The following is a 21,559-nucleotide window of genomic DNA, read 5'->3' as shown; positions in this document are numbered from 1 at the left end:
CAGCCGCCGGTGCGGGCGCAAAACGCCTTCAACATCCCCAATCTCCCGCCACAGCGCTCCTAGATTGCTTTTTCGACCGATTTCGCTAACGTGAAATCATTGTTTTTACGGGTTTTGTGAGTGGTTACGGGGGACACCGATTTGAAACGACTGCGCATGCTGCTCTGTGCAGGTCTGACCATGTTCTGGGTGGTCGGCGGTCTCTCGGCTGAGACGCTGCGCGAGGCCGTGCGGTTTGCGGTGACGACAAACCCCGCGATCAAGGCGTCGCAGGCCCAGATGCGCGCCTCTGCCTTCGAACTGCTCCAACTGCGCGGCGAATTCGAGCCCCGGGTCGTCCTCTCGGGCGAAACCGGCTGGCAGAGGGTCGACGACCCCAATGCCCTTTCGGTGGCGGACAACGACAGCACCAAGGCGCGGCACCAGCTGGGCGTGCGCGCGGAACTGGTGCTCTTCGACGGGTTCCGGCGCTCAAACCTCGTTTACGCGAATGCAGCGCGGGTCGATGGCAGTATCTTCAGCCTGCTCGATGCCTCCGAAACCATGGCGCTCAATGCGACCGAGGCCTACATCGACGTGCATCGGCATCGGCGCCTGCTCGAGGTGGCGAAGCGCAACGTCGCCACGCATGAGGAGATCGGCGCGCAGGTGCGCGAGCTGGTCCAAGGCGGGCGCCTGCCGTTCAGCGATGAGCTGACCATCGACGACCGGATCCGCTCGGCCCGCCTGGCTCAACTTGATGTGGAACGTGCGCTTCGGAATGCAAATGCCCGCTATGAAAGGGTTATTGGTCGCCCGCCCCAAGGCGCCATGCAGGTCCCGCTCGCCAAGGCGCCGCCAACCCTGACCGAGCTCACGCAGAGGGCGGTGGCCAACAGTTACCGTGTCCAATTTGCGCGGACCCAGATCGATCAGACGCGATTTCGGGCCGAAGTCGCTCTTGCGGACCGCTATCCGGAGTTGACGCTCGGCACCGGTGTGGTGCGGGATATCAACCGCAATGGGGTCTCGGGCAACCGCACCGATGAAACCATCGGGGTCGGGTTGCGCTGGACAATCTACCAGGGTGGACGGGCGGCCGAGCGGCGGGCCCTGGCCGAAGAGAACAGCCGCGCCCTGGCCGAGCAGGCCGTTGCCGTCCGCGATGTGCGCGAGTTGGCCGCGCGGACATGGAACACCTACCGGACCAACGCGGATCGGGCCGCGCAGCTAACCGATCAGCTCCGTATCAACCGGCTGATTGTCGAGGTCTACGGCGATGAGTTCCTTGCAGCGAAACGGACGCTGCTTGACCTGCTCGAGGTCGAGCGGGCGCGCTTCAACGTCGAATTCGAGGCGGTGGGTGCGCAATCGGCGCTGGCCTTCAGCACCTACCGCGCCCTGGCCGCACAAAGCCTGCTGGCCAGTCATTTTGGCCTCGCCAAGAGCGACCTGGCGCTCGAGCCTGTGTTTCAGGAGCGTGTCAGGAACAACCCGACGGCGATCTTTGACGTGACAATCGAGCCTCTGGAATGACGGTCGAGATCCACCCCAAGGTAGGTGCCGCTGCCCCGCCGGAGCCTGATCGGTCAACGGCCGCAGATGGTGCGCTGCTGCCGGTGGTAGCCTGGATGGCGGAGGCTTTCGGGGTGACTTATTCGGCGGAGGCCGTTCAGGCGCGGCTGCCCGCGGGCGCGCGCGCCACCGATCCGCACCATCTGATGCGCGCGCTCGAAGCCGTCGGCCTGTCCTGCCGGCTTGTCTTGCGCGATCCCGGCAGCATCGACGCCATTGCTCTGCCGTTCGTTGTCTGGCCGAAGACGGGGACGCCGCTGATCGTGCAGGGGCTCAGCAAGGACCGAAAAACGGTGCAGTGCGTCGATGCCGCGCAGAGCACTCTGGTGCAGGACATCCCGCTCCGACAGCTGCGCAGACAACTGCGTGCCGAGATCATGCTGGTCACACGGTCGGACAGCCCGGCGCGCCGGAGCGGTATGCACTCCGACGCGGATGCCGACGGCGGATCGTGGTTCTGGGGTCCGGTGCGGGCCAATTGGGGCAACTGGATGCAGGTGCTGACCGCTGCGCTGCTGCTGAACGTGATGTCGCTGGCCCTGCCTCTCTTCGTGATGAACGTCTATGACAGGGTGATCCCGAACCTCGCCTATGTCACGCTGTGGACGCTCGCAATCGGTGTTGGCATCGCGCTTGGTCTCGACCTGATGATGCGGATCGTTCGGGCCAATGTACTGGAAAGCATCGGGCGCCGGGTCGATCTCAAGGTCGCGGCCGCGCTCTTTCGGCAGGCGATGAACGCGCGGCTGCTGGACAGGCCGGGCGGTGCGGCAGGCATCGCCAGCACGATCCGGGACTTCGAGGTGGTGCGCGAGTTCTTCGCCTCAGCCACATTTGTGGCGGTCATCGACATCCTCTTCATCGGCATCTTCGTTGCGGCCCTCTTCTGGGTGGTCGGACCCATTGCGATCGTGCCGTTGCTCGCGGTGCCGGTAGTGCTGGTGATTGCGCTTGCGGCGCAGCTGCCGCTGGGCCGCAGCGCGGGGCGCGCGCAGGAGATGGCCACCCGGCGTCATGTGGTTCTGGTCGAGGCGCTGGGGGGGGTGGAGACCATCAAGAGCCTCAACGCGGAACCAGCAATGCAGCGCGAATGGGACGCGGCGGTGACCGCCTCCTCCCAGATCAACGGGCGAACGCGGTTCTGGTCGAACGTGGCCACCAACGGCACGATGCTGGTTCAGCAGGCGGTGTCCGTACTGATCATCGTCTGGGGGGTCTTCCTGGTGGCGGAGGGTGCCATCACCGTGGGCGGCCTGATCGCAGCCAATATCCTTGCGGGCCGGGTTCTGGCGCCGCTCGGCATGATCGCGCAGACGATCTTCCGTGCCCAATATGCCTTCAAGTCGCTTGCAGCACTCAATCGCTTCATGGCCTTGCCGGTCGAACAGGACACGGTGGTCAAAAGCGATGCGCGCGTGACGGAAGGCGCGGTGCGGCTTGACCGGGTCAGCTTCACCTATCCGGACGCGCCCCGGCCCGCGCTGGATGGGCTGAGCCTCGCGGTGGGGCCGGGTCAATGCGTGGCCTTGCTGGGGCGTGTCGGGTCGGGCAAGACCACCACGGGCAAACTTCTGGCCGGCCTGATCGAGCCCGACAGCGGCACGGTGCTGATCGACGGGATCGCCTTGTCGCAATACGACCGGGCCGAGCTGCGCCGCGGCATCGGCTATTTGCCGCAGATGCCAGACCTCTTTACCGGAACGCTGCGCGAGAACCTGGTGATCGGTGAACGCAGTGCCAGCGATCAGGAGATCGCGCAGGCGCTCTATTTCGCCGCGATGGATGAGTTCATCGCCGAGGCGCCGGAGGGGCTCGACATGTTCATCGGCGAGCAGGGCAAGCACCTCTCGGGCGGTCAGAAGCAGGGGGTCGCGCTGGCGCGGCTCTTGCTGCGGCGGCCAAAAACGCTCTTTCTGGACGAGCCCACAAATGCGATGGACCAGCGCATGCAGGGTCAGATCATCAGGCGCCTGGAAGAGCTGAACCGGACCGGCGTGGGGCTGATCATCTCGACCCATCGCCAATCGCTCGCGGCCATGGCCGACCGCCTTGTTGTGCTGGATCAGGGGCGCGCGGTGCTTGACGGGCCGCGCACCGAGGTGCTGGCGAAGCTGCGTGCCATGGGTGCCGCGAAGGCGGCGGGGTAGGCGGATGTTCGGCAATCGGATCGAGGACGAGTTCGCCAACACCATCACGGAGGCCGAAGCGGCGATGCGCGATCGTGGGCCGTGGCGCCTTCTGCTCGCGGTTTTTGTCGGAGCGCTGGCCTTTGTTGCTTGGGCTGCCACCCATGAAATCGAGGAAACGGCGCGCGCGACCGGCCGCGTGATCCCCTCGCAGCAGGTGCAGGTCGTGCAAAGCCTTGAAGGCGGGATCGTCCGTGTCATCGCGGTGGCCGAAGGCGATATCGTGGAGCCGGGCGATGTGCTCATGCAGATCGACGACACCCGCTTTGCGGCCGAACGCGGCGAGCTGCGCGAGCGCGAGGCGGCGGTGCTCTCAGAGGCGGCGCGTCTCCGGGCGGAGGCGCGGTTCGCCGAAACGGTGCAATTCGACGCCGCCCTGCGGGCCCGCGCGCCTCTGGCCGTGGCCGCGGAAGAGGAGGTGTTCCTGTCGCGGCGCGAGCAGTTGACGCGCGAACTGCAGGTGCTTGAGGCGGAGCTCTTGCAACGGCGCGGCGAGCTTGAGGAGGTCCGAGCGCAGCGGGCACGGACGGAGGGCATCATCGCACCGCTGCGGGCCGAGATCGCACTCACCGAGGAGATGTTCGAGCGCGGGCTGGTGCCCCAGATCGAGCTTCTGCGGCTCCAGTCGCGGCTGGCCGAATTGAGTGGTGACCTCACGGTCGGCCAGGCCACCGAGCCGCGGCTTCAGGCGGCGATTCTCGGCGCCGAAAACCAGATCGACGCCGCCCGGTCGGCCTATGCGCTCTTGGCGCGGCAGCGTCTAGCGGCCTTGCAACTGGAACTCGCCGTCGTGCAGGAGACACTGCGCAGCGCTGACGATCGTGTCACCCGCGCCCAGCTGCGTGCGCCGGTGCGCGGCACCATCAATCGCATCAACGCAACCACGATCGGGGCTGTTGTTCAGCCGGGGGAAGCGCTGGTCGAAGTCGTACCCATCGACGACAGCCTGTTGATCGAGGCCGATCTCGGCCCGCGCGATATCGCTTTCGTCAGCCCGGGAGAGCCGGCATCGGTCAAGATTTCGGCCTATGACTACCTCGTTTACGGTGCGCTGGAGGGCGAGGTGGTCCGGATCGGTGCGGATACGATCTCGGGCGAGGATGGGGGAGAGTTCTTCCGGGTGATCGTCCGCACTCAGACCTCGCATCTTGGAACTGCCGACAACCCACTGCCGATCACGCCGGGGATGATCGCGTCGGTCGATATCCAGACGGGCGAGCGGACCGTGCTCTCCTATCTGGCCAAACCGATCCTGCGCGCCCAGGCGGAGGCCCTGCGCGAGAGGTAGCTACTTCTTGGTCGAGTCGAAGACGCCGTCCCAGTCCGCGGCCGGTGGGGTCTGCCGCAGATCGGCGAGGCGGGTGGCGTAAAGTTCCAGGTAGTCCTGGAGGCCGATGCCAAGATCTTGAAACAGCGGTTGTAGCGTGGCCAGCTCCGCCCCTGCCTGGTCCCAATCCTGTGCGCGGTACGCCTTGAGCATCTTCGCGTTGCTGGACTGCACAGTTTGGAAGAGCGCGGTGTCGCGCATGCCACGATCGCCCAGCAGGGCAAATATGGTCTCGGGCAGGGCCTTGCCCACCACCCGCACCCGGTCAAGCTCGAGCAGCGCGAAATCCTGCGAGACCTCCTGCGCGGTGGCGCTGCCGAGGATGATGGAGGCGCCGTAGTAGCGCGACTGGCCCTCCAGGCGTGAGGCGACGTTCACCGGGTCTCCGAGCGCGGTGTAGTCGAAGCGCATCTTGCTGCCCATGTTGCCAACGACGCATTGCCCGGTGTTGATGCCGATGCCGACGTTGATCCGATGCACCTTGACCCAGGGCGTTCGTTTGCCCTTGGCCTGTCCTTTCTGTCCGACCCGCTTGCGCTTCTGCGCGCGGCGCCGGGCCGTGTTGAAGGCCCCGACATCCGCGATCATCTTCAAGGCGGCACGGCAGGCGGCGCGGGCATGATCGTCGTTGGGCAGGGGGGCATTCCAGAACGCCATCACCGCGTCGCCCATGAATTTGTCGATGGTGCCCTTCTCATCCATGATCGCGGTCGACAGGATGGTGAGAAACTCGTTCATCAACAGTGTCAGCGCTTCCGGGTCGTCTCGGAACTCCTCGGCGATCGCGGTGAACCCCCGCACGTCGCTGAAGAGCAGCGTCAGTTGACGCGACTCGCCGCCCAAGGTCAGCCGGCTCTGGTTGCGGCTCAGCTGGTCCACCAGATCGGGCGAGACATACTGCCCGAAGGCATTCCGGATCTCCCGTCGCTGACGCTCCTCGCGCAGGTAGTTCACCGTCGAAATCAGGATCACGGTGACTGCCGTCGCCAGGGCCGGGAACGACGGATCGAGCAGGATGCGCTGATTGTAGAAGAGCGCATAGGACAGCGCAACATAGCCACCCATCAGCAGCAGCGATGACGCGATCAGCGCACGCGCCGAGATCGAGGGCGCAAAGATGATCACCAGCAGGCAGAGTACAAGTGTTGTCACCAGCTCGACGCCGATGGTGTAGTTGGGCCGGATCAGCAGGCTTTGCGCCATGATGTTTTCGAGCACCTGCGCATGGATTTCGACCCCGGCCATGGCAACCCCCAGCGGCGTGGCCCGAAAATCCTCCAGCCCGATGGCGGAGGTCCCGACAAGCACGAGATGACCCGCCAGGCGCCCCTCGGGCACGCGGTCCGCCAGAAGATCGGCGGCCGAGACGTACCGGCTCTGCGTCGACGGGGTCAAATAGGGCCATACGGTGCCGTCTGGTGCGGTCGCGATCAGCTGCCGCGCAATGACAAGGCCGTCGATGCCGGCGTCATTGGTGCGCAGGATGAAGGGATCGCCGCCGGTCGCGACGCGCAAAAGCTCGGCGGCAAGGCCAAGCCGCACCTCGCCCTGGACGGCCATCACCAGTGGTACCCGCCGGTAGATGCCATCGGCGTCGGGGCGGGTGGCGAACATGCCGCGCCCGGCGGCCTTGGCCTCCAGCACGGGCAGGTTCTGGACGATATCTGGAAACTGCATCAGGAAGGGCATGGGATCTGGCCCGATCAGCGCGTGCGGCGCAGGCGCCATCTCGCGCTTCTCGGTGCGATTGCCCGCCTCGGTCCGAACGCTGGTCTGCCCGACGACGACCCTGGCGCGCGCGAAGGCGCTGGCGAGGCTGTCGTCATTGTCAGGCAGCGTCCCCAGCGCGGTGGCCAGCGGGTCCGGCATACCGGGATTGTCCCGCGCGATCTGCGGTGGCGACAGGCGGTCGGGTTCGGCAAAGACGATGTCGAAGCCGATGGCCGCGGCACCCTGCGCAGCCGCACGTTCTACCAGCTCGGCGAGCCGGTTGCGGGGCCAGGGCCATTGGCCGATCTCCTCGATGCTGCGGTCGTCGATATCCAGAATGCTCACGGGCAGAGGCGTGAGGTCGCGCGGCTTGGACTGGTGATAGAGATCGAAAGAGGCGTTGCGCAGCGCGGCAATCGGGGGCGGATCGCCAACGCGGATCACCAGCCCGCAGAGCAGGCCGAGCACAGCGACCACACGGACCCACCCGATCCATTTTGAAAACCACTGGCGCATCGCGGTGTTGATCGGCCCCCTGCCGGACGTGCGCGCGTCCTCCGCGCGAGGCAGACCGGCGTGTCCGGTTGCAGGGCTATACTGACCGAATCGGGCGCTGGATCAAGCCGATGGGCGGATCGGCGATTGTTCGCGATCTGAAGATAATCAAGGTTTTTTTCCTGCGCCGGTGCGAATATGGCTTTTTTCGGGCAATTATTTTGCAAAACGTGGGCTCGATCACATACCAGCCGCGCGTTTTGGGTTAAGAATTGGTTAAGTCAGGTATTTGAGGATGACCCGCGTGTCGCGCAACCATGAAGCGCAAAATGAGGACCCGGATGAGGTAGTTACCCTCATGGGTGACGCGTCCGGCGCCGTCCTCGTGCCCGACAGCGGCCTGCTCTTCAATGGCGATTTCTTCCGCCTCGGCCCGGACCTCTATATCGTGAACGACGGGGCGGCAAACTTCCGCGTACCGGACTATTTCGCACGGCCGCAGCCCGCGGACCTGACGGATCCGAATGGTGCCATTCTGCGCGGGGACCTTGTGGAACGCCTCGCCGGCCCGGTTGCGCCGGGTCAATACGCGCAGGCCGGCACCGGCGATTTTCCCAGCCCGATCGGGCAGGTGGAAGCCGCCGAGGGCAGCGCCTCGGTGCAGCGGTCCGACGGGACGGTCGAGCCGCTCGAAGTGGGCTCGGTGATCTATCAGAATGATGTGGTGGCAACCGGGCAGGATGGGGCGGTGTCGCTGACCTTCGTGGACGGGACGATCTTCACGCTCTCAGCCGCATCCCGGATGGTGATCGACGAGTTGATCTACGATCCGCAGTCCGAGGAGAACTCTGGGACCTTCAGCCTGATCCAGGGCGGGTTCGTTTTCATCGCCGGGCAGGTCGCAAAAACCGGCGGTATGGAGGTGAGCACACCGTCCTCGACGATGGGGATCCGCGGGACCACGGTTGTGGTCCAGGTCGCCACGGTCGATGGCGTCGACACCACCGAAGTCTCGCTCACCAACGATCCAGACGGCGCGCGGGGTCGGGTGGAATTGCGGGACGTCGACGGCAACCTGGTCGCGACGATCACCCAGACCGATACGAAGTGGGTCGTATCAGCCGCCACCGGCGAGGTGCGCGAGGTGGCGCGCAGCCCGCTCGACGCGGCCGAGGACAATCTGCTGATCGCGGAGGCCTTTGCAGCCTACCGCTCGGCCGTGGCGAGGGTCGAGGCGGGCGATGCCTTTGTCTCCGTTCCGACAAGCCGCACGGGCACGGCAGGCCGCGGAACGGCTGGAGAGCTCGAGACCGATCAGAACCTCGACGGGCTCGACGAGCCCGCCGCCATCCCGCCGGTGCCGCCACCGGTCGAGACCGACGAGGGGACCGAGCCGCCTGAGCCCTTTGACGAAGGGCTGAACGCAATCCAGGACGAGGGGCCTGTCATCGTTGTGACCGGCCTCGAAGATGCCGGTGAAGCCGATGCGATCATGGGGGATGTCAGCGTCATTTCCGGCGTTGTGGGCACGGTCTTCGCCTTGGCGAGCAGCCCCTCGAACGGGACCGTGACGCTCACGGCGGACGGGCAGTTCGACTATGTGCCCGATCCCGACTTCAATGGCACCGACAGCTTCACCTTCTCGGCCTCTGAACCCGGCGGCGCGGTTGTGGAGGGCACCGTCCTGGTACAGGTGGCGGCGGTCAACGATGCGCCGGTGGCGGATGATACGGCCGTGACCGGCCCCGAAGACACCGCCGTGACCGGGGTTATCGCGGCCCGTGACGTAGACGGCGACCCGCTCAGCTACACCATCACCGATCTGCCGCAGAATGGCGAGGTGACGCTCTTCCCCGATGGCACCTTCTCCTATCGGCCTGACGCGGATTTCACCGGCACGGACAGTTTCGGCGTTCTGGTCATGGACCCGGACGGAGAGACGGCGCAGGCTTCGGTCACCCTGACGATCTCTCCGGTCAACGATGCGCCCGTGATCACGACGGTGACCGGCGCCAACCTGGGCAGCGTCGTCGAGAGCGACGGGCCTGCGGACGCGCGCGGCCAGCTCACGGCCGAGGACCCGGACCGCGCAGGCCCGATCAACTGGAGTGGCGCATCGTCGGCCGCGCTCTTCGGTACCTTCTCGATCACGGCCGCGGGCGCCTGGACCTACCTGCTCGACAGCGACCGCGCCGACCGTCTTGCGGAAGGCGAAACGGTGATCGAGACCTTCACGGCTGTTGCGACGGATATAGAGGGCGCGACCGTCGCGCAGCAGGTCGAGGTCACGCTGACCGGTACCAACGATGCGCCGATGGTTGCTCAGAACACGGTGTTCGAAACCATGCCCGAAGGATCGATCACCGGGCAGCTTGCAGCAAGCGACGTCGACAGCGCCGCGTTCGTCTTTGCGCTCGGGTCCGATGGCCCCAGCCACGGGGTGCTGGCCCTCGGCACCGATGGCAGCTTCGAATACACGCCCACCGACGGGTTTGTCGGTCTTGACCGGTTCAGCTACACCGTCACTGACGCGCAGGGCGGCGTCTCGGCCGGTCAGGTCACCATTGCGGTCGAAAGCGCCAGCGGTGGCACCGGCAGCCAGGCCGTCTCGCTGTCGTTCCAGACCGAACCCGATGAGGGTACGGCGGCCGGAGCGCTGACCATCGACTCCACCGCGGTCGAGCCCCCGGGGATCAACCTTGTCATTGCCATGGACAGCTCCGGCAGTATCGGCGAGGTGGACTGGGCGGTGCAGCGCGAGGCGGTCAAGGACGCGATCCTCCTGCTGGCAGACCGCTTCGAAGGCTCGGCGACCTCGGTCGATGTTCAGATCATCAGCTATTCCAATGCCGCCTCGTCAATCGGCCCCTTCGACCTGCAGGATCCCGATCTGCCGGACGCCATTCTCGCGTTGCCGTTCCTGCGGGGTGCGACGCGGTGGGATCTGGCGCTGGATGAGGCCAACAGCCTGCTTGCAGCGCAGCCCGCGGACGAGACCAATCTGCTGCTGTTCATCACCGACGGCGTGCCCGACAGTGACCGCTGGCGCGACTCGCTGGAGGCCCTGACCAACCCGCCGGGCAATGCCTTCGACATCGATATCCAGGCCTTCGGCATCGGTGATCGCTACGATCCGACCCTGTTGCAGGAGATCGACCCCGAGCCGACCATTCTCCAATCCGCCGAGGATCTCGCGAATGCGCTCACCGAGGTGCCGGTCTTCGTGCCACGCCTGATCTCGCTCGATCTGTCGCTGACCGCCGATGACACCGATCATGGAACGATTGCCACCGAGCAGAGCGCGGGGCTGATCGTGGACGGGACCGACTACGCGCTGCCGCTCGCCAGTATCGAGAATATCGAAGCGCTTCTGGGGGTCAGCAACCGGATCAGCGCGCAGGCGCAGTTCGATCTCGACGGCGACCTCAGCACGGCCGAGATTGAGCTCTTCTCGAGCGAGGTGTTGGGCAAGGCCGAGACGCCGCAGAACACGGACGGGCAAAACGGCGCCGATCTGCTCTTCGGCAGTGACTTCGCTGAAGAGATCGGAGGCGGCGCCGGTGACGATGTGATCTTCGGCTTCGACGGCGCAGACACGCTCGACGGAGGGTCCGGTGCCGATGTGATCCTTGCGGGCGCCGGTGATGATGTGCTGCGCGTGACAGAGGCGCCGGAGGCCGGGGTCGATGTGCTGGACGGCGGGTCGGGGCGGGATGTGCTTCAGATCGACGTCGCGGGCGATCTGTCGGAAGAGTTGCTTCCGACGCTGGATCTGCGTGACATCGAAGCCATCGACATGGACAACGGTCAGGCGAATGTTCTGGAGATTTCGCTGGAGGACGTGATCGACCTGTCCTCGACGGGCGACGGCGAGCTTGAGACCCTGCTGGATCGGGCCCTGCCGGAAAGTGCGATCATCTACGGCGATAGCTCCGACAGCCTATTGCTCGTGAGCAGCGGCACCGGCGGGTTCCAGAAAGTCTCGGACACCCCGATTGACGACGGCAAGGGCAACACGCTCGACGTCTACTCCTATGTCGATGGCGGCAATGTTCTGGCAACCCTGGGTGTGGACACCGACATCGACGTCACCGGCGCCATCGTCACGAGTTGATCAGCTAGCCGCAACTCCGGCTTCGATCTTTCGCGCAATGGCGGCGGCGAATTGTGCCTGCTGCGTGTCGCCCCAGGCCTGAACCGAATACTTCCTGACCACCCGGCGCAGCGCTTTCATGCGGTCGCGCCGCTCGTCCTCGGGCATTTCGAGCGCCTGCAGGATCGCCTGATCCATCGAGCGGTGCGAGAAGGGGTTGGTGATCACCGCAGAGTTCAACTCCACTGCTGCGCCTGCGAATTCGGACAGAACCAGCACCCCGTCGCCGTCGGTGCGCGCGGCGAGATACTCTTTGCAGACGAGGTTCATCCCGTCGACCAGCGGGGTGATCCAGGCCACATCCGCAGCGAGGTAATACTTGATCAGATCGTCGAACGGGATGGCGCGCGAGATCAGCGCGATGGGCTGCCATTCCAGCGTGCCAAAGCGCCCGTTGATCCGGCCCGCCGTCTCCTCGATGCCGGTCTGCGTGAGGGCGTAGGCCGACATGTTGCGGTTGGCGCTGACCGAGACATGCATCAGCTTGACCTTGCCGCGCAGATCGGGGGTATCGGTCAGGACGCGCTCGAAGCTTTCCATCTGGTCGACCCCACCCTTGGTATAGTCTGTCCGGCCGACCGAGAGGATCAGCCGACAGTCGCCAAGGGACTCCCTGATCTTCTCGGCGTCGGCCCGCACCGCCGGATCCGCCGCCCGCTCCTCAATGAAGTCGACCGCCACGCCCACGCTCGCCGAGCTGACGATGATCTCGCGGTCTTCGAAGCTCAGCAGCGTCGGCGCGGATCGCTCGCTGAGGGCGGTGCCGTCCGAGATCAGTTCGTCGGCCACCATTTCCCGTTTCTTGACCTCAACGTCGAAGAGGCTGCGCACGACCGAGACGAAGTTCGACGCGTAGCGCGGGATGTGAAAGCCGACGATGTCACAGTCGAGCAGGCTTTTGACGATTTCGCGCCGCCAGGGCAGCACGTTGAACATATCCGCCGCCGGAAAGGGCGTGTGATGGAAGAACGAGATGGTCACGTCGGAGCGCAGCTGGCGCAGATATCCGGGCACCAGCCAGAGGTTGTAGTCATGAATCCAGACCCGCGCGCCCTGCGCGGCCTCGCGCGCAGCGGCCTCCGCAAAGGCCCAGTTCACTTCGCGGAAAGTGGGCCAGTCGACGGGGTCGTAATTGAACTTCTCCTTGAAGCTATGGAGGATCGGCCAGAACGCCTCCTTCGATGAGACGTGATAGAAGCTGCTGACCTGCTCTTGGGTCAGCGGCAGGCGAGAGACCGTGTAGTCGCCATGTGCGTCGCTGATCTCCACCACCCGTTCGAAATCCGGGTTGGCCGGGTCGTCGGCCAGTTTCCAGGCGATCCAGGCGGCGTGTTCCGCGGTGCCGAAGAAGCTCTTGAGCGTGGGCACGATGCCGTTCGGGCTCTTGTTCTCGCGCAGGATGATTTCGCCGTCTTTCTCCACCTCCTCGTAGGGCTGGCGGTGATAGACGATCACGAGATCGGAGGACATGGATCAGACCTTTTCGGGTGTGGGGTGCAAGTTGAAATGTGCGACCGCCTCGAGGATACCGGCCGCGCCGACACCTTCCGCGCGATAGATATGCGGCGCGGGCGGCAGCGCCTCGAGCAGGGGCGCCTCGGATCCGCCCACCGCCACGGCGGGCGTGCCTGCGACAAGCATGGACAGATCGTTCAGCGTATCCCCGGCAGAGAGCACGCTCCGCTGGGCCACCTCGAGGTGATCGAGCAGGCGCAACAACGAGGGCCCCTTGCTCACGCCTTTCGGCAGCACGTCGAGGTATCGGTTGTCGGAGATCAGCACATCGAAGCCCATGTCCTCGACGGAGCGTGTCGTCGCGGGGTCGAAGGTGTCGGGGTCGTAGTCGTAGCTCACGCGATAGCGAAATTCGGTTGGCTGCAGGCGCAGGCCGGGCGCCGTCTCGAGGTGCGCCTTGACGCGATCGCCGCTGCCGTTCCAGCGCGCCGCGATCTCGCGCTCCAGCGCCTCGATGGGCGCGATGGCCTTCTCGGGGGTCACCTGCGCAATGGTGGTCCCGACATCGCCGATGACATATTCCGGCCAGGGCACCTCGCCACTGCCGCAGAGCTCGCAGATGAACTCCGGGTCGCGGCCGCTGACGAAGACCAGCCCCACCGAGGCACGATGCGCCTCGATCCAGTCGTAGAGGGCGGCGCGGTCCGCGGCTGTCCCGCCCAGAAACGTACCGTCGAGATCGGTCGCCAGAACGAAGCGGCGGTTGGTCAGCGGTGGGGTCACGAGGCGCGCCCCTGCACCTGGCTGACGCGCGGCTGCGCGGGGTTGCTGAGAGAGATGTCGAGCGCGCGCGGCTCGGCTTCGATGGGCCGGGTCCAAAGATCAGCGAAGGCCTGGTGCAGATCGGCACCGCCATGCAGGATGGCATGCACGGTCTCGCAGATCGGCATGGAGATGCCCACCCGACGTGCCAAATCCACGATGGATGCCGCATTCGCCTCACCCTCGACCACCACCGCGCGCCCGTCAAAGCAGGCTGCCCGCGGGGTGCCCTGACCAAGCTGCACGCCGAGTGACATGTTCCGCGAAGTCTGGCTGGAACAGGTCAGTGTCAGATCGCCCGCACCCGCAAGGCCGGTCACCGTTTCGCGCCGGCCGCCAAGCGCCTCGGCCAGCGCCTTCATCTCATCCATGCCGCGGGTGATCAGCGCCGCCCGCGTGTTTTCGGCAAAGCCTGCACCGGTCATCATGCCGCAGCCGATTGCGATCACATTCTTGATCGCGCCGCCAATCTCGACCCCGACGAGGTCGTCCGAGATGTAGGTCTTGAAGAAGGGCGTGCTCATCGAGACGGCGAGGCGCGCCGCCGGGCTTTGGGTCGGCGCCAGCCGGTCGGTGTGAGTGAACTCGAAGGCGACCGTGGCCGCGGTGGGGTGGCCGAGCGCTGTCTCGCGCGCGAAGGTCGGCCCCGAGATCGTCCCGACGGGCACGTCGCCAAGCTCTTCGGCGGCGACCTGCGACATCAAGAGGCCGGTCTTCGGTTCGATCCCCTTGGTGCAGACGGCAACCGGTGTGCCGGGCGGCAGGAAGACCTTCAGATCGGCCGCCATGGTCCGGACCGCGCCGGACGGCACGACCATCAGCACCGCATCGGCCCCGGTCACCGCTTCGGAGAGCTGATGGGTCGCCGCGAGCGTATCGGGAAGCGGCACATCGGGCAGGTAGGCCGGGTTTTCGTGGCGCGTGTTGATGTTCTCGACGGTCTTGGGGTCGCGCCCGAAGAGGCGTACCTGGCGTCCGGCAGCGGCAGCGACGGTGGCCAATGCTGTGCCCCATGCACCTGCGCCCACGACCGCGACCCGGTCGTAGGGTTTGCTGTGCACTTCGGAGCCCGGGGCGGGAGAATCTGACACCATCATGACCCTTCGCGTTCTTTTCGCCTGAGGTTCTAGGTGCTTGAGCGCACGTTACCTCGGCCACATCGCCTATATGTCGACCTAAACTGTCGGGCGCACAGTTCAAGGCGCGCAGTCTGTTTGCGACATCTTCTCTGCGTGAGAAATTTGCTGTCTGCACAAAAAATAGGCAAGGTTTCCGAGGGGCACCGCAGGATCCGATGCTGGTTCGGATTCGGGGTCCAGCCATCGGAAATCTACGAAAAAACGATTGGTTAACATTCTTTCCGGGATTTTAGCGATCCCGTCCGGGGGAGGGCGGACCCGAACCTGGCCGCTGACGGGCCGCCCAGTGGTGCCAGGATGGCGGGACTGTATTGGCGCCCAGATGTCGTTTTTGGGCATTTGCGGTCTCCGATGCCGGAGCCCTTGTGCCGCCACGCGCGGCGAAACACAACCGGATTGCGCCGGTCGGGATTTGTCTGTTTGCAGCCCGACGGGAAATCCCATTAGAACAGAAGCGGCGTTGTGGTTCGCGAAGACGGTGTGTTGCCGGCCGGGCATCGCAGATTACGTCGCCGAAGGGGGGCAAGGTGCAGGTTATGACGAGGCGCAACGGTTTGTTGACCCGGGGTCGCGGGATTGCGTTGGCCATGGGGCTCATCTGCGCAGGGCCCGCTGCGGCGCTCGAAGTGGTGTTGCAGGGGCCGATGGCAGAGGAGCTTCGAGCCGATCTCGAAGGCGGCTCGCTGCTGATCGAACAGTCACGCGCCGAGACCGAGATCTCGGCGCAGGAGATCGTGGCCCTCGCGCAGGCTGACTACCAGAGGTTGCTGGCCGTTCTGTATGACTACGGGTTTTACGGTGCGACCATCCGCATCGCGCTGGACGGGCGCGAGGCGGCCACGATCACCTCGGTTGCGCCGCCCCCCGATGTGGCCCGGGCCGAGATCAGCGTGACACCGGGCCGCGCGTTCCGGTTCGATCGGGCCGAGATTGGCCCGCTGGCGCCCAACACCGATCTGCCCGAGGGCTTCCGGCGGGGTGAGCCGGCGCGGCTGAGCCTCATGCGGGACGCGGTCAGCGCCGCAACCGACGGTTGGCGCGCAGCGGGGCACGCCAAGGCGCGGCTGCGCAATCAGACTGTGACAGCGCAGCACGCCGATCAGACGCTAAATGTAAGCCTGCAGATGGATCCCGGGCCGCAGCTGCGCTTCGGACAGCTGAGCGTCGCGGGCAACGAGGCCGTCCGCGCGGAGCGGATCCTTGAGATCGCCGGGCTGCCGATGGGGTCGGTCTATTCACCCCAAGATCTTCAGCGGGCGGCGGCACGGCTGCGGCGCACCGGTGCGTTCCGCTCGGTCGCGATGATCGAGGCCGAGACAGCGACGCCATCGGGGACCCTGCCCATCACCGCCCGCGTCAGCGAGGAAAAGCCGCGGCGGTTCGGGTTCGGCGCAGAGGTCTCGACCGTCGAGGGGCTGTCGTTCAGCGCCTTCTGGCTGCATCGCAACCTCTTCGGTGGGGCGGAGCGGCTGCGCCTCGAAGCCGAGATCGAGGGTATCGGAGGCGAGACGGGGGGGACAGACTTTCTCGTCGGGGCGCTCTACCAGCGCCCGGCGACCTTCAACGAGGACACCGGGCTTTACATCCTGGGTGAGGTCGAGCAGCGGGATGAGGTCAACTTCTTCTCACGCCAGGCCACCATCGGCCTCGGCATCGAGCGCATAGCGTCAGAGCAGCGCAGCTACCGCCTGGGTATCGGCTTGCGGCGCGCCAACACGCGCGATGCCTTTGGGGACAACAAATACACGTTGTTCCTGGTGCCCGCCGGCGCGACTTTCGATTACCGCGACAGACCACTTGATGCGCGCCGCGGCTACTACGTTGACGCCGAGGTCCAACCCTTTCTGGCCATCGACGGCGCCGATAATGGGGTGCTGACCACCGTCGATCTGCGCACCTACCGGACCTTCGGCGATGCGCGCCCGACCACCATTGCCCTGCGCGGGCAGCTCGGGTCTCTGGTCGGGCCGGGGCTCTCGGTGGCGCCGGCCGATTTCTTGTTCTACTCTGGCGGCAGCGACACGGTGCGCGGTCATGACTACCAGTCGCTTGGCGTCGATCTGGGCGGTGGGCGCATCGTCGGTGGGCGGTCGTTTCTGGGGCTCTCGGCCGAGGTCCGAATGCGCACGACCGGCAACTTGGGCTACGTGGGCTTTTTCGATGTGGGATACGTCGGCGAGGAGGTGTTTCCGGATGGCTCCGGTGAGTGGCAAAGCGGTGCGGGCGTCGGGTTGCGCTATAACACCCCGATCGGGCCCATTCGGCTGGATGTCGGTGTTCCCACCTCGGGCGACGACGATGGTTCCTCGATCCAAGTCTACATCGGCATAGGGCAGTCCTTCTGATGCGCCTCCTCCGCCTCTTCGCTCTCATCTGTCTTCTGGCCACGCCTTGGGCCGTGTCCGCGCAGGAGGATGACGGCGGCTTCCTGACCCGGACACTGGAGGATCTGCTGTCCGGAGCGGGGCGCGAGGTGAATATCGAAGGCTTCGAGGGCGCGTTGAGCTCCGAGGCATCCTTTGACCGGATGACCATCGCCGACGATCAGGGCATCTGGCTCACGCTGGAGGATGTGCGGCTGAACTGGAGCCGGCTGGCGCTGCTGCGTGGGCGGCTGGAGGTGAACCGGCTGAGTGCCGCGGTGCTGGAGCTGCCGCGCCTGCCGGAGGCGGAGGAGACCACCGAGATCCCCTCGGCCGAAGCGACCGAGTTTGCGCTGCCCGATCTGCCGGTGTCGATCAATATCGAGCGCATCGAGCTGGAGCGGATTTCCTTGGGTGCGCCCATCCTGGGCGCGGCGGCCGAGCTTGGCATGGAGGCCAGCGCGCGGCTCGATGACGATGGCGCGGCCCTCGATCTGACCGCCAACCGGCTCGACGCGGCGCAGGGCACCTATGTCGTGAACGGCAGTTTCCAGCGCGCGACCTCCGAGATTGCGGTGCAGATGGAGCTTGACGAAGAGGCGGGCGGGCTGGTCGGGCGGCTCATGAACCTGCCGGGGCAGCCCTCGCTCGATCTGACCGTGGCCGGGCGCGGCCCGCTCGACGATTTTGCCGCCGACATCACGCTTGCGACCGACGGTCAGCCGCGCGTGGCAGGCGAGGTGGTGCTCAGCGCTCTGCCGGTCGAGACGGACGGCGCGCCGCCGGACCGACGTGTCCGGGCCGATCTTGGTGGCGACATCACGGCGCTGGTTGCACCGCAATCGCGCGATTTCTTCGGGCCGGATGTGCGGATCGCGCTCGATGCGCTGCTGCGCGCAGAGGGCGGCGTCGACGTGCAGGCGTTTGATCTTGATGCGCAATCGGCGCAGCTGGCCGGCGCGCTGCGCCTCAATGCGGACAATTGGCCCGTCTTCATCGATGTGGGCGGGCAGATCGCGCGATCCGACGGTGCGCCCGTGATCCTGCCGGGGGCGGATGTCGAGACGGCAGTGCAGCAGGTGACGCTGAGCGTTCAATACGATGCCGCAAATGGCGATGCCTTCCGCGGCGCCTTCGATCTGCGCGAACTCGCGCGCGATGATCTCAGCTTGGACACCGCGCGGCTGATCCTCGATGGCACGCTGCAAAGCGCCCTGGCGACCGTGGGCCGCTTTCAGGGGGATCTGGACCTGACGGCCACCGGGCTGGCCCTGTCCGATCCGAATGCCGCACAGGCTGTCGGACAGACCGTGACGGGCAGCGCCAACATCGACTACGTCGAGGATCAGCCGATCCGCATCACCGGGCTGGAGCTCACCGGGGATGATTACGGGCTCGCTGGCGACATTGTCGTGGACGGGCTTGCGGGGGGCTTCCCGACCGAGCTTGATCTGGAGGTACGGGCCGAGGACCTCGCCCGCTTTGCTGGTCTGGCCGGCCAGCCGATCGCCGGCGGCGCGGAACTGGCGGTCGCCGGCACGGTGACGCCGCTCAGCAGCATGTTCGATCTGGCGATCGGCGGGGTCACCACCGATCTGACCGTCGGCATACCGCAGGCGGATGCGGTGCTTGCGGGCCGGACAGAGCTGTCTCTGACCGCGCGGCGCGATGCGTCGGGCACCTTCGTCGAAGAGCTGGACCTCGGCAATGACGCGCTCGAACTCACCGGCGATTTCGATCTGCAGACCGACAACAGTGTGGTCTCGGCGCGGGCGGCCTTGCGTGATATCGGTCTGGTGCTGCCTCAGTACGAGGGTCCGGTCACGGTTGTGGCCGAGGCCAATCAGGACAGCTCGGGCTGGTTGGTCGATTTGCAGGCCGACGCGCCTTATGACAGCACCTTGAGCGTGACGGGCCGCGCAACCGGCCCGCAGACGGACGTGAGCTTCGATCTGTCCGTTCCGGAGCTACGCCCCCTGGTCCCGAGCGTGCAGGGCCCGTTGGAGGCCGCTGGCCGGGTCTGGCTGACCGGTGCGGGCTACAACGTGGATGTGGACGCCGATGGGCCCTTTCGGTCGACCGTCAGCGTCGAGGGGCTTGCCACCGGACCGGAGGCCGCTGTGACCTTCTCTGCCGCCCTTCCCGATATCAGTGTCTTTGTCCCGCAGATCCGCGGGCCGCTGTCGGTCGCCGGCGATGCGCGGCGCACGCCGGAGGGTTGGCAGGTCGACACGGGTGCCGCAGGACCCGCCGGGACGGATGCGGCCATCACCGGGCTTGTCCGCGAGGATGGTACCGTCGCGCTGGATGTCGCGGGGGCCCTGCCGCTGGGTCTCTCCGAGCCGTTCCTTGCACCCCGCAGCCTGCAGGGTCAGGCGCAGTTCGACCTGGCGGTCAACGGGGCCCCGTCGCTCGAGGCCGTGTCCGGACGCATCACCGTCGATGGCGCCCGCTTTGCCGCGCCCAACCTGCGGCTCGTGCTCAGCGATCTGGAGAGCACGCTCGATCTCGCAGGCGGCCGCTTGCAGATCAACGCGGAGAGCGCGGTGGAGACGGGCGGGCAGATCGCCGCCTCAGGCAGTCTGAACCTCGCAAGCCTCGCGGCGGACCTCGATGTGGCCCTCCGCAGCGTCGGCTTTGTTGATCCACGCCTGTTCTCGACCGTGCTCGATGGTGCGATTTCGATCGACGGGCCGCTGACGGGCGGGGCGCGGATCGCCGGAACGATCGACGTGGGCGAAACCCTCGTCACCGTGCCCTCCTCGGGCATCACCAGCATCGGCGAAATCCCCGATATCACCCATCTGAACGCCCCGGCCGACGTGACCGCAACACGGCGGCGGGCTGGCGTCATTCCTGAGCCAGCGGCATCGGGTCCGGGCACGCGCGCGGCGGCCTATCGGCTTGGCCTCCGGATCAATGCCCCGCAGCGCATCTTCGTGCGGGGCAGGGGGATCGACGCCGAGCTTGGCGGTGCGCTCGAGATCGGCGGGACGACGGCACGGTTGGTCTCTGCCGGGCAGTTCGAACTGGTGCGGGGCCGTCTCGACATTCTGGGCCGACGCTTCGATCTGGTGGAGGGTCTTATCCAGTTTCAGGGCGATCTGGTGCCCTACATCCGCTTCGTGACGTCGACGAATACGGAAAGCGGCACCGCCGGTGTCGTGCTGGAAGGTCCGGCCGATACGCCGGATGTCTCTTTCGTCTCGACACCGGATGCGCCGGAGGATCAGGTCTTGTCGCAGCTGCTCTTCGGGCGCGACATCAGTGAAATCTCGGCCTTCCAGGCCTTGCAACTGGCCAATGCGGTGGCGACGCTTGCGGGCCGCGAGGGCGTCGGCCTGATCGGCAATCTGCGCGAAGGCTTCGGACTGGATGACTTGGATATCACGACGACCGAGGATGGCGCGGCCGCTGTGAGGGCGGGGCGATACATCTCTGAGAACATCTATACCGATGTGGTCACGGGGGGCGGCGAGACGGAGCTGTCTATCAACCTCGATGTGACCGACTCGCTCAAGGCCCGCGGCACGTTGGAGCAAGACGGCAATACCGGCGTCGGCATCTTCTTCGAACGGGACTACTGAGGCTCAGCCGGAGACATCGTCGGAGAACCGTCCGAAACGGCCCCGGTCGAAGAGCAGACCGGAGGCGTCGAGGCGGCCTTCGATCACGTGCTGGACTTCGCCGAGGATCAGCGAATGGTCCCCTGCGGGATGGATCGCATGGGTGCTGCAGTGAAACTCGGCCAGGCAGCCTGCAAGACGCGGCGCGCCAAGCGGGCCCGGCGTCCAGTCGAACTGATCGAACCCGTCGCCCGTCTGCGCGAAGTGGCGGGCCATCTCCAACTGCCGGTCGCTCAGCACATGGATGCAGAATGTGGCGGCGCGGGCAAATGCGTCGTGCCGCGCCGAGGAGAGCGCGGGCGACCAGAGCACAAGCGGCGGTGTGAGCGACACCGAGGAAAAGGAATTGGCGGTCATGCCCAGGGGGCCCGCGTCGGTCTGCACCGTCACAACGGTCACGCCCGTGCCGAAACAGCCGAACGCGCGCCGCAGATCGGCGGTGCGGTCCGCACTGGGTTCGAAATGTCGCGGCTCGGCCGACATGCAGGTCTCCACAGATGAGGCCTGGCGACGGTTTCGTATCGCCACGGCGCTTTGCTGCGATGTAAAGCGCCATGCCGCCCGGGCAAGCACCGGACCCGTGCCGGATGGAAAAAAGGGGCCGGCGCATGGGCGCTGGCCCCGCCTGTTCAGATCGTGCCGGATCAGGCCTTATTCATTCTGTTTTTGATGAGGTCGTCGACGACGGTTGGGTCAGCGAGTGTTGAGGTGTCGCCGAGGGTTGCGAAG

The 21,559-nt window shown here is 66.0% G+C and carries 11 protein-coding genes; 6 read left to right on the top strand and 5 right to left on the bottom strand.

Going from position 1 to position 21,559, the window contains the following annotated elements:
- The first annotated feature begins 141 nt into the window (after positions 1 to 141).
- The 3 genes from MUB52_RS21380 to MUB52_RS21370 are packed head-to-tail and all read left to right on the top strand — an operon-like array spanning position 142 to position 5,028.
- Positions 142 to 1,515, top strand: a complete 1,374-nt coding sequence (locus MUB52_RS21380; RefSeq protein WP_263846189.1) for a TolC family protein — start codon at positions 142 to 144, stop codon at positions 1,513 to 1,515.
- The gene (locus tag MUB52_RS21375) at positions 1,512 to 3,701 is read left to right on the top strand and encodes a type I secretion system permease/ATPase (protein WP_263846188.1); all 2,190 of its coding nucleotides are present in this window, start codon (positions 1,512 to 1,514) and stop codon (positions 3,699 to 3,701) included. Before MUB52_RS21380 ends, MUB52_RS21375 begins: the two co-directional genes overlap by 4 nt.
- Positions 3,702 to 3,705: 4 nt before the next feature.
- On the top strand, positions 3,706 to 5,028 hold the full coding sequence (locus MUB52_RS21370) for an HlyD family type I secretion periplasmic adaptor subunit (RefSeq protein WP_263846187.1): 1,323 nt from the start codon (positions 3,706 to 3,708) through the stop codon (positions 5,026 to 5,028).
- Here MUB52_RS21370 and MUB52_RS21365 read toward each other — a convergent pair whose 3' ends face one another.
- Complete coding sequence (locus tag MUB52_RS21365; RefSeq protein WP_263846186.1) at positions 5,029 to 7,254, bottom strand: CHASE2 domain-containing protein; 2,226 nt, start codon at positions 7,252 to 7,254, stop codon at positions 5,029 to 5,031.
- Positions 7,255 to 7,630: 376 nt separating this feature from the next.
- Here MUB52_RS21365 and MUB52_RS21360 point away from each other — a divergent pair, with 376 nt between their 5' ends.
- Positions 7,631 to 11,386: an Ig-like domain-containing protein gene (locus tag MUB52_RS21360; protein WP_263846185.1), complete on the top strand. Its 3,756-nt coding sequence runs from the start codon at positions 7,631 to 7,633 to the stop codon at positions 11,384 to 11,386.
- Here the strand turns inward: MUB52_RS21360 and ggpS are convergent, their stop codons facing one another.
- From ggpS to MUB52_RS21345, 3 genes are read right to left on the bottom strand one after another with little or no spacing between them, the layout of a single operon-like run.
- Complete coding sequence (gene ggpS, locus MUB52_RS21355; RefSeq protein WP_263846184.1) at positions 11,387 to 12,895, bottom strand: glucosylglycerol-phosphate synthase; 1,509 nt, start codon at positions 12,893 to 12,895, stop codon at positions 11,387 to 11,389. It abuts the gene before it with no gap.
- Between the two features lie 3 nt (positions 12,896 to 12,898).
- Positions 12,899 to 13,663 (bottom strand): HAD family hydrolase, encoded by a 765-nt coding sequence (locus tag MUB52_RS21350; RefSeq protein ID WP_263846183.1) that lies wholly within the window; start codon positions 13,661 to 13,663, stop codon positions 12,899 to 12,901.
- Positions 13,660 to 14,796 (bottom strand): NAD(P)H-dependent glycerol-3-phosphate dehydrogenase, encoded by a 1,137-nt coding sequence (locus MUB52_RS21345; RefSeq protein ID WP_404818259.1) that lies wholly within the window; start codon positions 14,794 to 14,796, stop codon positions 13,660 to 13,662. Before MUB52_RS21345 ends, MUB52_RS21350 begins: the two co-directional genes overlap by 4 nt.
- 581 nt (positions 14,797 to 15,377) lie before the next feature.
- On the opposite strand from MUB52_RS21345, the gene MUB52_RS21340 reads away from it, so the two are divergent.
- Both MUB52_RS21340 and MUB52_RS21335 read left to right on the top strand, forming a co-directional pair.
- Entirely contained in the window at positions 15,378 to 17,186 is a 1,809-nt protein-coding gene (locus MUB52_RS21340; RefSeq protein WP_263846181.1) for an autotransporter assembly complex protein TamA, read from the top strand.
- Complete coding sequence (locus MUB52_RS21335; protein ID WP_263846180.1) at positions 17,186 to 20,791, top strand: translocation/assembly module TamB domain-containing protein; 3,606 nt, start codon at positions 17,186 to 17,188, stop codon at positions 20,789 to 20,791. The genes MUB52_RS21340 and MUB52_RS21335 overlap by 1 nt, the downstream gene beginning before the upstream one ends.
- 3 nt (positions 20,792 to 20,794) lie before the next feature.
- On the opposite strand, the gene MUB52_RS21330 is transcribed toward MUB52_RS21335, so the two are convergent.
- Positions 20,795 to 21,313: a flavin reductase family protein gene (locus MUB52_RS21330; RefSeq protein WP_263846179.1), complete on the bottom strand. Its 519-nt coding sequence runs from the start codon at positions 21,311 to 21,313 to the stop codon at positions 20,795 to 20,797.
- Positions 21,314 to 21,559: the final 246 nt, after the last annotated feature.

Origin of the sequence: Roseobacter sinensis (assembly GCF_025755255.1) — a bacterium.
GTDB lineage: Bacteria > Pseudomonadota > Alphaproteobacteria > Rhodobacterales > Rhodobacteraceae > Roseobacter > Roseobacter sinensis.
Note: the sequence above shows the minus strand (reverse complement) of the source record. Positions and strands in the feature narration are given on the sequence as shown.

Coding starts and splice junctions, on each gene's coding strand:
- MUB52_RS21335 (WP_263846180.1), top strand. CDS start 17,186: ATGCGCCTCCTCCGCCTCTTCGCTCTCATCTGTCTTCTGGCCACGCCT.
- MUB52_RS21340 (WP_263846181.1), top strand. CDS start 15,378: ATGACGAGGCGCAACGGTTTGTTGACCCGGGGTCGCGGGATTGCGTTG.
- MUB52_RS21360 (WP_263846185.1), top strand. CDS start 7,631: ATGGGTGACGCGTCCGGCGCCGTCCTCGTGCCCGACAGCGGCCTGCTC.
- MUB52_RS21375 (WP_263846188.1), top strand. CDS start 1,512: ATGACGGTCGAGATCCACCCCAAGGTAGGTGCCGCTGCCCCGCCGGAG.
- ggpS (WP_263846184.1), bottom strand. CDS start 12,895: ATGTCCTCCGATCTCGTGATCGTCTATCACCGCCAGCCCTACGAGGAG.
- MUB52_RS21370 (WP_263846187.1), top strand. CDS start 3,706: ATGTTCGGCAATCGGATCGAGGACGAGTTCGCCAACACCATCACGGAG.
- MUB52_RS21345 (WP_404818259.1), bottom strand. CDS start 14,796: ATGGTGTCAGATTCTCCCGCCCCGGGCTCCGAAGTGCACAGCAAACCC.
- MUB52_RS21330 (WP_263846179.1), bottom strand. CDS start 21,313: ATGTCGGCCGAGCCGCGACATTTCGAACCCAGTGCGGACCGCACCGCC.